11 protein-coding genes are annotated in these 14,720 nt (G+C 66.4%); 8 read left to right on the top strand and 3 right to left on the bottom strand.

Annotated elements, in window-relative coordinates:
* Nucleotide 1: 1 nt before the first annotated feature.
* The gene (locus ACFWU5_RS15215) at nucleotides 2-943 is read right to left on the bottom strand and encodes an EamA family transporter (RefSeq protein ID WP_379267584.1); all 942 of its coding nucleotides are present in this window, start codon (nucleotides 941-943) and stop codon (nucleotides 2-4) included.
* Between the two features lie 101 nt (nucleotides 944-1,044).
* On the opposite strand from ACFWU5_RS15215, the gene ACFWU5_RS15210 reads away from it, so the two are divergent.
* Nucleotides 1,045-1,545, top strand: coding sequence for a MarR family winged helix-turn-helix transcriptional regulator (locus ACFWU5_RS15210; RefSeq protein WP_379267583.1), 501 nt, complete (start codon nucleotides 1,045-1,047; stop codon nucleotides 1,543-1,545).
* Between the two features lie 85 nt (nucleotides 1,546-1,630).
* Here the strand turns inward: ACFWU5_RS15210 and ACFWU5_RS15205 are convergent, their stop codons facing one another.
* On the bottom strand, nucleotides 1,631-3,031 hold the full coding sequence (locus ACFWU5_RS15205) for a SpoIID/LytB domain-containing protein (RefSeq protein ID WP_379267582.1): 1,401 nt from the start codon (nucleotides 3,029-3,031) through the stop codon (nucleotides 1,631-1,633).
* A gap of 344 nt (nucleotides 3,032-3,375) precedes the next feature.
* Here ACFWU5_RS15205 and ACFWU5_RS15200 point away from each other — a divergent pair, with 344 nt between their 5' ends.
* Nucleotides 3,376-5,757, top strand: a complete 2,382-nt coding sequence (locus ACFWU5_RS15200; protein WP_379267581.1) for an N-acetylmuramoyl-L-alanine amidase — start codon at nucleotides 3,376-3,378, stop codon at nucleotides 5,755-5,757.
* Between the two features lie 61 nt (nucleotides 5,758-5,818).
* Here the strand turns inward: ACFWU5_RS15200 and ACFWU5_RS15195 are convergent, their stop codons facing one another.
* Nucleotides 5,819-6,640, bottom strand: coding sequence for an HAD family hydrolase (locus ACFWU5_RS15195; RefSeq protein WP_379267580.1), 822 nt, complete (start codon nucleotides 6,638-6,640; stop codon nucleotides 5,819-5,821).
* A gap of 85 nt (nucleotides 6,641-6,725) precedes the next feature.
* Here ACFWU5_RS15195 and ACFWU5_RS15190 point away from each other — a divergent pair, with 85 nt between their 5' ends.
* Genes ACFWU5_RS15190 through ACFWU5_RS15165 form a run of 6 tightly spaced genes read left to right on the top strand, consistent with a single transcriptional unit; the run spans nucleotide 6,726 to nucleotide 14,598 of the window.
* Complete coding sequence (locus ACFWU5_RS15190; RefSeq protein WP_379267579.1) at nucleotides 6,726-7,703, top strand: ABC transporter permease; 978 nt, start codon at nucleotides 6,726-6,728, stop codon at nucleotides 7,701-7,703.
* A complete protein-coding gene (locus tag ACFWU5_RS15185; protein ID WP_379267578.1) occupies nucleotides 7,700-8,668 on the top strand; it encodes an ABC transporter permease in 969 nt (322 codons plus the stop codon). Before ACFWU5_RS15190 ends, ACFWU5_RS15185 begins: the two co-directional genes overlap by 4 nt.
* A complete protein-coding gene (locus ACFWU5_RS15180; RefSeq protein WP_379267577.1) occupies nucleotides 8,665-10,509 on the top strand; it encodes an ABC transporter ATP-binding protein in 1,845 nt (614 codons plus the stop codon). Before ACFWU5_RS15185 ends, ACFWU5_RS15180 begins: the two co-directional genes overlap by 4 nt.
* Before the next feature lie 30 nt (nucleotides 10,510-10,539).
* Entirely contained in the window at nucleotides 10,540-12,228 is a 1,689-nt protein-coding gene (locus ACFWU5_RS15175; protein WP_379267576.1) for an ABC transporter family substrate-binding protein, read from the top strand.
* A 32-nt stretch (nucleotides 12,229-12,260) separates the two neighbouring features.
* Nucleotides 12,261-13,937, top strand: coding sequence for an ABC transporter family substrate-binding protein (locus ACFWU5_RS15170; RefSeq protein WP_379246155.1), 1,677 nt, complete (start codon nucleotides 12,261-12,263; stop codon nucleotides 13,935-13,937).
* Nucleotides 13,938-13,956: 19 nt separating this feature from the next.
* A complete protein-coding gene (locus ACFWU5_RS15165) occupies nucleotides 13,957-14,598 on the top strand; it encodes a hypothetical protein (protein WP_379267575.1) in 642 nt (213 codons plus the stop codon).
* Nucleotides 14,599-14,720 lie beyond the last annotated feature (122 nt).

Below are 14,720 nucleotides of genomic sequence, written 5' to 3'. Positions count from 1 at the left end.
GTCAAGCGCCGGCGGCCACCCGTTCGCGACCGGGCCGGACGACGGAGCGCGTGCCGGGGTCACGCGACACCGACTTCGCCGGGATCTGCGCCAGCACCGTGCCCGACAGCGCGACAGCCAGCCCGAAGATCTGCAGCACCGTCAACGCCTGCCCCAAGGCGATCCACCCGATCACCGCAGCCGAGATCGGGCTGAGCAACCCGAGGAACGACACCGAAGTCGCTGGTACACGCGAGATTCCGCGGAACCACAGCCAGTAGGTCAGCGCGGTGCCGATCATGCCGAGGTAGAGGTAGCCGCCGATCGCGCGCCCGTCGAGTGCGGGCGGTGCACCTTCGAGCAGCAGGGCCAGCGGGGCGATGAACAGCCCGCCCGCGGTGAGCTGCCAGCCGGTCATGGCCAGCGGACCCACTCCTTCCGGCCGACCCCACTTCTTGGTGAGCACGTTCCCGGCCGCCATCGACGCGGCACCGACCAGCCCCGCGACCACGCCGACCAAGTCCAACTCCGCATTGCCGCGCAGCACGACCAGCGACACCCCGACCACGCCGATCAGCCCCGCGACCACCTTCCGCCGCGTCGGCGCTTCGGCCAGCAGCACCGCCGCGAAGCCGAGCGCGAACATCGGCACGACCGCGCCGAGCACCCCGGCGACACCACCGGGCAGCCGGTACGCCGCCAGGAACAGCAGCGGGAAGAACGCGCCGATATTGAGCACACCGAGCACCGCGGCCCGCCCCAGCCACTTGCCGTGCGGCAGCACCCCGGTCACCGCGAGCAGTACGAGACCGACGGGCAGCGCGCGCATGAGCGCGGTGAACAGCGGCCGGTCAGGGGGCAGAAATTCGGTGGTGACGGCGTAGGTGGAGCCCCACACGATCGGGGTGACGGCGGTGAGCGCGAGGGTGCCCGCGAGGCCGGTCGTGCGGGTTACGGTCGTCATGATCACTCCTCATTGATAATCTCAACATTGAAATATCTACTCGCGAAGGTATCTCCGCGTCAAGTAGATGAACGTTAAGAGTTTCAATCGAGAGGGAACTGATGCGCGACGCCGTCGACCTGATCACCGAGCACTGGCACCAAGCGCGACCCGACGTCGACGTGTCGCCGATGGCGATCATCGGCCGGATCAACCGGATCTCCCGCATCCTCGAACAGGAACTGAAAGCCTTCTTCGCAGGTCACGGCCTCGAACGCTGGGAGTTCGACGTGCTGGCCACCCTGCGCCGCTCCGGCGGCGACACCGGCCTCACCGCGGGCGCGCTCAACCGCGCCGCCATGATCACCTCCGGCGCCATCACCAACCGCATCGACCGCCTGGCCGCGAAAGACCTGGTCCGCCGCGTCCCCTCCCCCGACGACCGCCGCTCGATCTTCGTCCAACTCACCGACGAGGGCCGCGAACTGGTCGACCGACTGCTCCCCCTGCACGTGGCCAACGAGCAGCGCCTGCTGTCCACACTGGGCGCGCGGGATCGCGAACAACTCGCCGACCTGCTGCGCACGCTGGCCGTCGCACTGGACGACACCACGCTCGATTGAGCCGAAGGACCGGCGTAATCGCCCAATTCGCGTCGTTTTAATCAGTTTTCTGATTTTTCGACGGCGTTTTGGGTGATTACGCCAGTCACTCCCCGTCGTGGGGTCCGGGCACGGTGCCGTGGATCGGCTCGCCGAGGACGTCGGCTTCCGAGGGGATCTGCACAGCTTGCGGATCGCCGGGCGAAACCACCAGGGGCACAGGGGCCGGTGGCGTTTTCAGTCTCGGCCTGCCCGAAGCCGTGGACGGCAGCTGGTCGCCGGCGTCGGGGACGAGTTGGAGCAGGGTGGAGAAGTCGACGACTTGGGCGCCCAGCGTCTGCGTGGCGACGATGACGCCGTTGGTGTACATCCGGTAGGTGCCTGCCCGTTGCGGGAGCAGCATTTCCGGGCCGATCGGCTCGCCCACCGCACTGTTGGGGCCACCGATGCGGCGGTATTCGGTATCGATCACCGACTCGCCTGCCAGCGCTTCGATGGTCAGATCGGGCTGGGGCTCGGGAAGCCTTGGGGCAGGGGCGGTTTCGACGAGTTCGTCGGGAGCGGGGCCGACTTCGAAGGTTTCGATGTCGGCGGGCCTGCCGCCGTCGGGGGCCGCGGAGTATTCCGAGCGCAGGATCTGCCCGTCGCGCAGCAGGACGGTGCCGGTGGTGGCGGCGACGGCGTCGGTGGTGCGCGAATCCTCTTTCACCGTCCCGGGATACGCCTGGCAGTCGGTGGTGTCGCAGGTCTGCGCGTAGGCGTAGCGGCTCTCGGCCAGCGCGTAGGAACGGGCCGCGATCGCTTGTGCGCGTAGGGCTTCGAAGGCACCCTGGTCGGCCCAGTTGGCTTGCATTTCCGCGGGGAGCACGCCCGCGAGGTAGTCGTCGAGGTCGACGCGGTTGACGGTGCGGTAGGACTCGCCGTCCAGCGCCACCCCGAGCGCGCCTCGGTAGCCGGTGCCGCCGCACAGGGTCAGGTGTTCGTCGGCCGGTCGGCCCGCGCCCGCACCGAGCGGGTAGACGAACGGATCGTCAGTTACGTCCTGCCACAACACTTCTCCGTCGCAACCCTGGGTGACGACGACGTTCGCGCCGCCGTCGGGGAGCGGGGTGAGGTGGGCCGCTTCGCCGGGTCCGATGGTGCGGCCCGCGACGTGTGCGCCCGCGGCGGCGAAGGTGTCGAGGGTGGCGTCGTCTTGCGCTTGGAGTCGAACGCCGATCGTGGTGGGGCCGATTTGCCCGAGATCCGCTCCGGGGTAGTAATGCCCGAGAATGTCCTCCGCCGACCAGCCCGCTTGCGCGTTCTCGAAGGCGCCGACCTGGCTCATGCCGCGGCCGTGTCCCGCGCCGACGGTGGGCGTGATCTGACCCGGCAGGATCTGCCACAGTCCGATCGCCCCGGTCAGCGCCAGGACAGTGCCGCTGACCAGCACCGGAAGTGGCACGGTCTTGACGATCGGCACGGTCCGGCGACGAGTGTTGCGGGTGATCTCGGTCTTGGCTCTCATCATGCGCTCCCACGGGTTTCGCGGTTCTACCGGCGGAACTCGCGTCGGCATGTCGTCGTCGCCGGGCGGGATCCGAGGGCTACATTCGAGCAATCACATAAGTCTCGAGTAAAGGTTGAGATGTGTGACGTATGTTAACTAGTGTGATGTGTGAGGTTAGAGGAAGCAAGCATCACATGCACTGAACGCCTGACTCGAATTCGTTCGCGGCCCGCCTCGACCTGGACTGCCAGAGGCTGCGACGAGGCAGTACCCGCGGAAGCGGAAGGTCGAGGCCCACGGAGCCGCGAACACGCGGCACCAGCCGCCGGAAAACGCCTGCTCGACCCTGATAGGAGTCGCACGTGCGATACCGAAAGCCGAAACGTTCCCTAGTGCTCCCGGTGGTCACGATCCTCGCTGTCGGCGCTCCGATCGGCGCGTTCGCCCTCAGCGATTCCACCGACTACCGCAGCGCGAACGATTCCCAGCTCGCGGCCGTGCCGACGCAGTTGGCCGAGGTCGCGCTCACCTCCGTCCCCGACATCACCATCCCGCTGCGCGACCTGACAGGACTGGACCTACCGGACCTACACCTGTCCGACCTGCGCATGTTGCAGCTGCCGAGCTCGATCCCGATCCCGCCGGGATTGCCGGTGCCCCCGGGCGTGGCGCTGCCCACGGAGATCCCGCTGCCGCAACTACCGACGAAACCGCAGCCGACCCCGCAGCCCGCACCGGGCGCGGCGGCTCCCGGCGCACCCGCGGCACCCAACGCTGCCGCCCCGCCCGCACGTCCGCCGGTTCCGAGCACTGCGGTCCCGACGGCTCCCGCTCCCGCACCGGCACCGGCACCGGCCGCACCCCAAGCTCAAGCCCCTGCTCCGGGCGCCCCCGCGCCAGCAGCCCCGGCCCCGGCCGCTCCGGCCCCCGCCGCGCCTGTCCCCGCAGCACCTGCCCCCGCAGCGCCAGCGCCGAGTGCACCTGCCCCCGGACAGGCCGCGGGAGCTCCGGGTGTCCAAGCAGCTCCACCGGCGGCTCCCGTTCAGGCCGCACCGATCCCCGCCCCGTCACCCGCCGCAGCACCAATCTCCCAATCACGCTCAGCGGGAGCACAATTCATCTCCATCCCCGAAAACCTGGAACCCGGCACCACCCCCGACACCCCCGCCCTCTCCCCGGGCGCAGTCGGCTCCGACGTCATCGACCAGGTCGGCGCGCAGGTCAAAGAGCTCACCCAGGAAACCCCGTTCAGCATGGTCGCCGTCACCGCACGCGACCTGGCCAACACCACCACGAAACTGCGTGCGCGCCAGAAGGACGGCGTCTGGGGTCCGTGGTACGACGCCGATCCGGTCGACACCAGGGCCACCGATCACACCCCCGCCGACGCACCGACGGGCACCGAACCGATCTACGTCGGCGAGACCACCGCGGTGCAGATGTTGGTGACCCGCAAGCCCACTTCCGGCCCCGATCACGACCCGGCGCATCTCACCGACGCCGCGCTCAAGGCCGTGCTGATCAACCCGGGCCGGGCCGCGATCGATGCGGCGCTCAACGATGTCGCCGCGGCGCTGCCCGGTGGCGGTCCGAAGGTCATCACCCGTGCGCAGTGGGGTGCCGACGAGTCGATCCGCTGCCAGGAACCGACCTACGACGACGGTGTGGGCGGTGTGACCGTGCATCACACGGCCGGTCGCAACGACTACAGCCGCGCGGAATCGGCGGGCATCGTGCGGGCGATCTACGCGTATCACGCGGAAACGTTGGGCTGGTGCGACATCGGCTACAACGCGATGGTCGACCAGTACGGCCAGATCTTCGAGGGTCGCTACGGTGGCCTGGATCGGGCGGTGCAGGGTGCGCACGCCGGTGGTTTCAACGAGAACACCGTGGGCGTGGCGCTGATGGGCAATTACGAGACCGAGCAGCCGAGCAACGAGTCGGTCACCGCGATGGGCAAGTTCATCGGCTGGCGGTCCAAGTTGGCCGGGATCGACCCGCAGGGCGAGACCACGATGTATTCCGAGGGCACCGAGTTCACGTTCTACGGGCAGGACGAGGCGGTCGATCTGCCGGTGGTGTTCGCGCACCGCGATGTCGGCAATACCGACTGCCCCGGCGATGCCGGTTACGCGATGATGGATCGAATCCGGGCGATCGCGGCGGGCAATTCCAGCACGTACACCTCGCCCGCGACGGCCTACCGTCCGCAAAGTCAGCAGGCCCGTGCACCCCAGGGCAATATGGCCGAGCTGGGCGCCATGGTCGACAAGTTCCTCGGACTGTCCGGCGATAACGCCATCGCCAAGCACTGGGTGGCGAAGGGCGGGGTCGACGGACCGTTGGGCGCGCCGCAGTCGGATCTGATGTCGGCGGCGCAGGGCCGGCAGTACGCGAAGTTCGCCAACGGGTTCGTGTATGCGGGCGAGAACGGCGAGGTCTTCGAGGTGGTGGGTGCGATTCTGGATCGGTACCTGAGCTTGGGTGCGGATGCGGGCGTGCTCGGAGTGCCCACTGCCGGTTCGTATTCGGTGCCCAACGGGCTTCGCACGGATTTCCAGCACGGGTCGTTGGTGCTCAACGAGCTGACGGGGATCGTCACGACGTTCTGGAAAACGTACGACGAGACCTACAAGCAGGAAATGAACGAGCCGAAGCTCACCGCGCCTACGTTGGAAGTGCCTGCTGCGGAACCGATTCCAGCGCAGCAGCCCGCCCCTGAACCCGCCCCGGCCGGTTGACCCCGGCCACGGCGAAGAACGGCCGGTGCACCCTCTTCAGAGGGGCACCGGCCGTTTTACGTCAGCTCCACCAACGTTCCAGAACCATCGCGACACCGTCCTCGGTGTTGCTTCCCGTCACTTCGTCGGCCGCGGCGCGGGCCTCGGGATGCGCGTTGCCCATCGCCACTCCCAGCCCGGCCATGGTCAACATCGGCACGTCGTTGGGCATGTCCCCGAACGCCACGATCGACGAATTCTCCACGCCGATGCGAGCGGCGACCTCGGCCAAACCGGACGCCTTGGTCACCCTCGGAACAGCCAGTTCGATCAGACCGCTCTCGGTGGAGTAGGTGATCTCGGCCCGGTCGCCGATCAGCGGCGCCAGTACCGCGCGCATCTCGGAACTGCGCGCCGAGCTGAGTCGGATGAGCATTTTGATGGCGGGCGAGTCGATGACTTCCGCGTGCGAAACCACGGTGTCGTCGGGGTTGAGCCAGGCGTGTTCGTAGGTGGGCGAGCTGACGAACTGCTGGGTGACGGCGTCGTGCGCGCTGGCACCGACCCGCTCGGTGGCCAGCCCGCAGCCGGGTAACGCGTGTTCGGCCAGGTCGGCGAGCCAGCTCAGGGTTTCCACGTCGAGGGTGTGGCTGGCCAGGACCCGGTCGGTGGCGCTGTCGTAGATCACCGCGCCGTTCCCGCAGACCGCCAGCGGCGCGTACCCGAGTTCGCTGACCACCGGTTCGATCCAGCGTGGTGGTCGGCCGGTGGCGAGCACGAAGGTGGCGCCGTCGGCCACCAGGGCCTCGACGGCGGCCTTGGTGCGCGGAGACACCTTGTCGGAGTCGTCGATCAGCGTGCCGTCGACGTCGCTGGCCACCAGCCGTGGTTTCGGGTGCGTCATCCAACTATCCTGCCGCACGTCACCACACACCGACGCCTGACTGTCCCTATGATCAGGGCCTGATTACCCGATCCAGAGGGGACTGATGACCGGCTTCCTGTTGCGACGCACAGTCAATTACGTTGTGCTGCTGCTGCTGGCATCTTTTTTGACGTTCAGCCTCGCCTCGCTCACGTTCAACCCGCTCGAGAGCCTCGAGCAGCGCAATCCGCGCCCGCCGCAGTCGGTGATCGACGCCAAGGCCGACCAGTTGCATCTGAACGAGCCGATCCCGCAGCGCTATCTCACCTGGCTGGGCGGTGTCGCGCACGGCGACTTCGGGACCACCCTTGCTGGGCAGCCGGTGAGCGAGGAGCTGGGCCGACGGGTGGCGGTGAGTCTGCGGCTGCTGATTCTCGGTTCGATCATCGGCACCGTGCTCGGCGTGCTGATCGGTGCGGCGGGCGCGATCCGGCAGTACAAGTTCAGTGACTATTTCTCGACGGTGCTGTCGCTGCTGATCATCTCGACGCCGATCTTCCTGCTCGCGACACTGTTGAAATACGGTGCGCTGCAGATCAATACGATGACCGGTTCGCAGATCTTCCTCTACACCGGCGAGACCTCGGCCACCCAGATCACCGGCTTCTGGAACCAAATGGTCGACCGCGCACAACATTTGGTGTTGCCGACCCTGGCGCTGGCGCTGGGCGGCATGGCCGGTTACAGCCGCTACCAACGCAACGCCATGCTCGACGTACTGCAGAGCGACTTCATCCGAACCGCGAGAGCCAAAGGCCTGTCCCGTAATCGGGCGCTGTACAAACACGGCTTGCGCACCGCACTGATCCCGATGGCGACCCTGTTCGCCTACAGCCTGGGCGGCCTGATCACCGGCGCGACCTTCGTGGAGAAGATCTTCGGCTGGCACGGTGTGGGCGAGTGGCTGATCGATGCGATCAACGCCCAGGACCTCTACGTGGTGGTCACGGTGACCGCGTTCGCCGGCCTGGTCGTGTTGGTGTCGGGGCTGCTGTCCGATGTCGTGCTGGCCCTGCTCGACCCGAGGGTGCGTGTGTCGTGACCGAAACCGAACTCATCGTCGTCGGCGCGCCCGAGGTGGCGGCCGCCGGCCGCCGCAGGCTGGTGTGGCGTCGCTTTCTGCGCAACAAGCCCGCCGTGGTCGGCGCGGTGATCCTGGTGCTGCTGCTGGTGGCCAGTTTCGCGCTGCCGCCGCTGCTGCCGTGGGACTACCAGCAGATGGACTACAAGGCGCTGCTGAAACCGCCGAGTCTCGAGCATCCGTTCGGCACCACGCAGATCGGCCAGGACGTGCTCGCGCAGACGATGCGCGGGCTGCAGAAGTCGCTGATCATCGGTTTCTGCGTGGCGTTCTTCTCCAGCATCATCGCCGCGACAGCGGGCGCGGTGGCCGGGCTGCTCGGCGGGTGGACCGACCGCGCGATCATGTGGCTGGTCGACCTATTGCTGGTGGTGCCCGCGTTCATGATCATCGCGCTGTTCGCGCCGCGCACCAAGGGTTCGGGTTCGATCGTGATCCTGATCGTGCTGCTGAGCGTGTTCGGTTGGATGATCGCCGCGCGCATCATCCGCGGCCTCACGTTGAGCCTGCGTGATCGCGAATTCGTCCGTGCCGCACGGTATATGGGCGCGCCGACCCGCACGGTGATCATCAGTCACATCGTGCCCAACATCGCCTCGATCCTGATCATCGACACCACCCTGGCCGTCGGCGCGGCCATCAGCGCCGAAACCGGTTTGAGCTTCCTGGGTTTCGGTGTGCAGCCGCCGGATGTGTCGCTGGGTTCGCTGATCGCGGCGGGCACCAAATCCGCACTGACCTACCCGTGGTTGTTCCTGTTCGCCGGTGGCCTGCTGATCACGATCGTGTTGTGCGCCAACCTCGTTGGTGACGGTCTGCGTGATGCCTTCGACCCCGGCGCCCGTGGTGCGCGCAAGGATCGCAAGAAGGTCGTCGAGCGCAAGGACGAGGCGCAGGTGGAGTTGAAGAAAGCCGAGAAGCGATGACCGTGTCGACCGCGCCCCTGCTCGAGGTCACCGACCTGCGGGTGTCGTTCCCCGGCGAAGAAGGCCGGGTGGAGGCCGTGCGCGGGGTGAACTACACCGTCGCCGACGGCGAGGTGCTGGCCATCGTCGGCGAATCCGGATCGGGCAAGTCGGTGTCCTCGCTCGCGGTGATCGGCCTGCTGCCCGACCAGGCGCGCGTGCAAGGCTCGGTGCGCCTGCGCGGGCGTGAACTGCTGGGCCTGGGCGACAAGCAGATGTCGAAGCTGCGCGGTTCGTCGATCAGCATGGTCTTCCAGGACCCGCTGTCCGCACTGACCCCGGTCTATCGCGTCGGCGATCAAGTCGCGGAAGCCCTTCTGGCACACGGGAAGATGAGCCGCAAGGAAGCGGGCGAACGGGCGATCGAGCTGCTGGAACTCGTCGGCATCGCCGATGCGCGGGCCCGATCGCGGGCGTTCCCGCACGAGTTCTCCGGCGGGATGCGCCAGCGGGTGGTGATCGCCATGGCCATCGCCAACGACCCCGCCCTGATCATCTGCGACGAGCCCACCACCGCCCTCGACGTAACCGTGCAGGCCCAGATCCTGGCGCTGCTGCGCAAGGCCCGTGACATCACCGGTGCGGGCGTGGTCATGATCACCCACGACATGGGCATCGCGGCCACTGTCGCCGATCGGGTCGCGGTGATGTACGCGGGCAAGATCGTCGAAACAGCCTCTGTCGCAGAGCTTTTCGCCGCTCCCCGGATGCCGTACACGGTCGGCCTGCTCGGCTCCATTCCCCGCATGGACGGCCCGCCACGCACCCCGCTGATCCCCATCCTCGGCGCCCCACCGGCCATGCACGCGCTGCCGCCCGGCTGCTCGTTCGCGCCGCGCTGCCCGGTCGCGATCGCCGACTGCACCGCCGCGGAACCGCCGCTGGAAAAGGTGAGCCCCGGCCATTCCGTGGCCTGCATCCGCACCGCCGAGGTCGGCACCGAGCAGCTGTTCGCGGCCTACCGCAAGGAGATCCCGGCCCCAGCGCACCCCGACCGGACCGACGAGAACGTAGTCCTTCGCGTCACCGACCTGGTCAAAACCTTCCCACTGACCTCGGGTGTGCTGTTGCGTCGCCGCACCGGCGAGGTCCGCGCGGTCGACGGCATCAGCTTCTCCGTGCGCGCGGGCCGCACGCTGGCGCTGGTCGGCGAATCCGGGTCGGGCAAGTCGACCACCCTGTCGCAGATCATGGACCTGGTCGCGCCGCAGTCGGGCAGCATCGAAGTGCTCGGCAACGACGTGGCCACCCTCACCAAGCCGCGCATCCGCGAGATCCGCCGCAAGATGCAGATCGTCTTCCAGGACCCCAGCGCATCACTGGACCCACGCCTACCGATCTTCGACGTGCTCGCCGAACCACTGCGCATCGACGGACGATCCCGCGACGAGGTCAACCGACGAGTACCAGAGTTGTTGCGGCAGGTCGGATTACAACCCGAACACGCCGACCGCTACCCCTCGGATTTCTCCGGCGGACAGAAACAACGCATCAGCATCGCCCGCGCACTCGCACTGGATCCGCAACTGCTGGTCCTCGACGAACCCGTGTCGTCGCTGGACGTCTCGATCCAGGCCGGCGTACTCAACCTGCTGCGCGACCTACAGGCTTCGCACGGCCTGTCCTACCTGTTCGTCTCCCACGACCTGTCGGTGGTGCGCAATCTCGCCCACGACATCGCGGTGATGTTGCAGGGCAAGATCGTCGAATCCGGCCCGGCGGAACAGATTTTCGCCGATCCTCAGCACGAATACACCCGCTCGCTGATCGCCGCCGTCCCGGAACCGGTGGTCAGCGGCTGAACGTCGGTCCGGCCGAAAACAGGAGGCACCATGAGAACCCGTCGAGTACGAGCAGGTACGCGATTGCGTTGTGCCGCAGTGATGTTGACCGCCGGGTTGTTCGTGGCAGGCTGTGGCGGCGGTGATGAGCAGGTCGCCGGACTCAGCGATGCGATCGGTGCCACCAGCGACATCAACCCCACCCCGACCGACGCGCTGCGCGAAGGCGGCAACCTGCGCCTGGCGACCACCGACTATCCCGCCAACTGGAACGTGCTGTCCAACGACGGCAACAACGGGGAGATCGGCGAAATCGTGCGCACGATGCTGCCGCGTTCCTACAAGATCGACGCGGCGGGAGAGCTCAGCGTCGACACCGACTACTTCACCGATATCACCCTGACCAGCACCGATCCCATGCGGGTGACCTACACGATCAACCCGAAGGCGGTCTGGTCGGACGGTTCGCCGATCACCTGGGAAGACCTCGCCGCGCAAGCGCACGCGCTGAGCGGCCGCGACAAGAGCTACCTGATCGCCATCACCAACGGCTTCGAATTCGTCGACAAGGTCGAACGCGGCACCGACGACCGGCAGGCGGTGCTGTCGTTCAGCAAGCCCTACGCCGACTGGCGCGGTCAGTTCTCCGGCAACTCCACCCTCTACCCGAAGTCGGTGACCGGCACGCCCGAGGCGTTCAACGCCAGCCTCGCCGACGCGATCAGCCTCACCGCCGGGCCGTTCATCGTCAGCGCGACCGATCGGGGTCAAGGACGAATCACGTTGGGGCGCAATCCGAAATGGTGGGGTGCGAAGCCGGTTCTGGACACCATCACCTACAGCGTGCTCGACCGCACGTCGTGGGTGGCCGCACTGCAGAACAACGAGATCGACCTGGTCCGTCTGTCGACCATCGACGACGTCAAGACCGTGCGCGGCACCGACGGACTGGTCGTGCGCCGGGCGCCGGGTAATCGCTGGCGCCACATCACTTTCAACGGCGCACCCGGTTCAATTCTCGAGGATCCCGCTTTGCGCGTGGCTGTTTCGAAGGCGATCGATCGTCAGGGTATCGCGAACGCCATCCAGAACGGCCTGGTCGAGAACCCGCAACCCTTGAACAATCACGTCTTCGTGCAGGGTCAAAAGGGTTACCAGGACAACAGTCTCGGCTTCGACCCCACCGCCGCCGCGAAGGAACTCGACGCACTCGGCTGGAAGCTCACCGGCGACGTCCGCGAAAAGGACGGCCGCAAACTCGTCATCCGCGACGTCATGTACAACGACCCCATCTGGGTCCAGGTCGCCCAGATCATCCAACAGAACCTGGCAGCCATCGGCGTGAGCCTGACCATCGACACCAAGCCCGCCGCAGGCCTGTTCACCGATGTCATCCAACCCGGCGACTTCGACGCCGCCCAATACGCCTACCAGGGCGACCCCTTCCCCCTCAGCAGCATCCGCCAGATCTACTACTACGACCCCACCGACCTCCAATCCAACTACGGCCGCATCGGCTCCCCCGAACTCAACGCCCTCATCGAACGCACGCTCTCCGAACTGAACCCCGAGAATTCCATCGACCTGGCCAACCAGGTGGATCGGAAGGTATTCGAGGAGGGACATTCGCTGCCTTTGACGCAGGACGCGGGCAATTTCGGTGCGCGCACGACACTGGCCAACATCGGCTCGCCCGGTTTGGCAACGTATGACTACACCAAGATCGGCTTCGTGAAGTAACCCACGCAGCGAACTGAAGAAAGGAGCGGTCCATGCGGATACGTTCATTGACCACCCGTTTGGCAATTCCGCTGGCTCTTGTCAGCTTGGTCGCGGCCGGGTGCAGTGCCGACGACAGCAGCCCTGGAGAAGGCCATGCCGCACTCGGCACCACCAACGACATCAACCCGAAGGATGTCAGCGAACTGCGCGACGGGGGCAATCTGCGGTTGGCTCTCACTTCGCTGCCGGAAAACTGGAATGGCCTGCACTCCGACGGTAACGACGGCGATACCGGTTCACTGCTGCGACCGGTGATGCCGCGCGCATTCAAAACCAATGCCGCAGCGGAACTGACGGTCAACAACGACTACTTCACCGATGTCGCCCTGACCAGTACCGAACCGCAGCAGGTGACGTACACGATCAATCCCAAGGCGGTCTGGTCGGATGGAACGCCGCTGACATGGGAGGATATTCAGTCCCAGGCCAACGCGCTCAGTGGCAGGGACAAGGCCTTCCTGATCGCCGGCAACAGCGGCTTCGACCGGGTCGAAAAGGTCGAACGCGGTGTCGATGACAAGCAAGCGATCATCACCTTCAAGGCGCACTACGCCGATTGGCGCGGCCAGTTCGCGGGCAACTCGGTTCTTTTCCCCAAATCCGCCACGGCGACGCCGGAGGCATTCAACAACGGTCAGGTCGATGCTCTCGGCGCGTCCTCCGGGCCTTTCATCGTCCAGTCTGTCGACCGCGGGCAGGGCCGGGTCGTGCTCGGCCGCAATCCGAAGTGGTGGGGTGCTACGCCGAAGCTGGACACTATGACGTTCAGCGTGCTCGACAGCTCGGCGTTCGTTCCGGCGTTGCTGAACAACGAGATCGACGCGGTCGGTGTGGCCAGCCGAGACGAGCTGAAATCGGCTCAGAGCACGCCTGGCGTCGCAATTCGCCGGGCACCCGGTAACAGCTGGGGTCACTTCACCTTCAACGGCGCGCCCGGCTCACTACTCGCCGATCAGGGTGTGCGCGTAGCGATTTCGAAGGCGATCGATCGACAGGGCATCGTCAACGCGATGCAGACGGGGCTGGTCCAGGACCCCCAGCCGCTGAACAATCACGTCTATCTGCGCGGCCAGGACGGCTACCAGGACAACAGCCTCGGTTTCGATCCGACGGCCGCGGCGAACGAGCTCGATGCCCTCGGCTGGAAGCTCAACGGCGACGTTCGCGAAAAGGACGGGCGCAAGCTGGAGATCCGCGACGTCATGTACAACGACCCGAGCAACATCCAGATCGCCCAGATCATCCAGCAGAATCTCGCGCAGATCGGCGTCAAGCTGAACATCGAGACCAAGCCGGGCGCCGGACTGTTCTCCGATGTCCTCCAGCCGGGCAATTTCGATGTAGGCCAGTGGTTCTGGGGCGGCGACCCGTTCCCGCTCAGCAGTCTCACCCAGATCTACGGCTACAACCCGGACGATATCCAGGGCAACTACGGTCGCATCGGGTCACCCGAGATCAACGATCTCATCGAGCAGGCCGTCTCCGAACTGGATCCGGCGAAGGCCAAGGAGCTGGCCAACCAGATCGACCGGAAGATCTTCGAAGAGGGCCATTCGCTGCCGCTGTTCCAGTCTCCGGGCAACGTCGCCGTGCGTGACAATCTCGCCAACTTCGGCGCGACCGGCCTGGCCTCCTACGACTACACCAAGATCGGCTTCGTGAAGTGAGCCGGGAAGCCTTCCTGAAGTGACCATCACCCCGGCGCGCGCACTCACCTACCCGCTGCTCGTCACCAGCGGCACCCTCGCGGTCATCGCCGCGTGGGTGCCGTTCGCCGACATCGATCAGTTGAGTGCGCTCGTCGTGGTCGCTCTCGCCGTACTCGCCTACACCGCTTATCAGTTGGGTCTGGCGTTCGGTCTGTTCCAGACCGGATTGGTCGCGACCGGCACCGTTCGCGGGAAACGAGTTCGGCAGCAGTATCGGCTGGTCAGTCGTTCGTGGCTGGAGATCAGCAGCGGCGATCGGGTGGTGTGGCAACCGGTTTTCTATGATCCGGAGTTATCCACATTCATCCCCACGAATCTGGAGCTGACCGGCCGTTCCATCCTCGACGGCAGCACCCGCTTCTATCCGTCGGGGCGTGTCCGCACCACCGAACCCGCGGGCAAACTCATCGACAACCCCTCCCGTCCCACCACCCCACCCGGGTATGGCATCGCCCGCCGCCTGATCCTCGACGTCCAGCCGGCGATCGGCGCACCCCTGGTCGGCCTGCTCTGGGTCTACGTCATGCACGGCGGCCTCGGCGCTTTCGTCGCGTCCACCACGGTCGCCGCCGCTACGTTCACCTGGCTGTCCGCCATCCGCGGCTCCGACCCCAGCTGAGACCCGTTCGGACAGTTGATCACCAGGCTCTGAGGGATTTTTCTTCTCGGCCGATGTTTGCGTGAAAGCCTGGTGATCGACCGTCCAGGTCTGGCATCAGGCCCACAAGCCCGGTTCGCATC

Origin of the sequence: Nocardia sp. NPDC058640 (genome assembly GCF_042716995.1) — a bacterium.
Classification (GTDB): Bacteria; Actinomycetota; Actinomycetes; order Mycobacteriales; family Mycobacteriaceae; genus Nocardia.
The sequence above is the reverse complement of the archived record's forward strand: the minus strand, read 5'-3'. Positions and strand labels throughout refer to the sequence as shown.

Bases quoted from the DNA above. Each gene is read 5' to 3' on its own strand.
- ACFWU5_RS15215 (WP_379267584.1), bottom strand. From the start codon at position 943: ATGACGACCGTAACCCGCACGACCGGCCTCGCGGGCACCCTCGCGCTC.
- ACFWU5_RS15210 (WP_379267583.1), top strand. From the start codon at position 1,045: ATGCGCGACGCCGTCGACCTGATCACCGAGCACTGGCACCAAGCGCGA.
- ACFWU5_RS15205 (WP_379267582.1), bottom strand. From the start codon at position 3,031: ATGAGAGCCAAGACCGAGATCACCCGCAACACTCGTCGCCGGACCGTG.
- ACFWU5_RS15195 (WP_379267580.1), bottom strand. From the start codon at position 6,640: ATGACGCACCCGAAACCACGGCTGGTGGCCAGCGACGTCGACGGCACG.
- ACFWU5_RS15190 (WP_379267579.1), top strand. From the start codon at position 6,726: ATGACCGGCTTCCTGTTGCGACGCACAGTCAATTACGTTGTGCTGCTG.
- ACFWU5_RS15180 (WP_379267577.1), top strand. From the start codon at position 8,665: ATGACCGTGTCGACCGCGCCCCTGCTCGAGGTCACCGACCTGCGGGTG.
- ACFWU5_RS15175 (WP_379267576.1), top strand. From the start codon at position 10,540: ATGAGAACCCGTCGAGTACGAGCAGGTACGCGATTGCGTTGTGCCGCA.
- ACFWU5_RS15170 (WP_379246155.1), top strand. From the start codon at position 12,261: ATGCGGATACGTTCATTGACCACCCGTTTGGCAATTCCGCTGGCTCTT.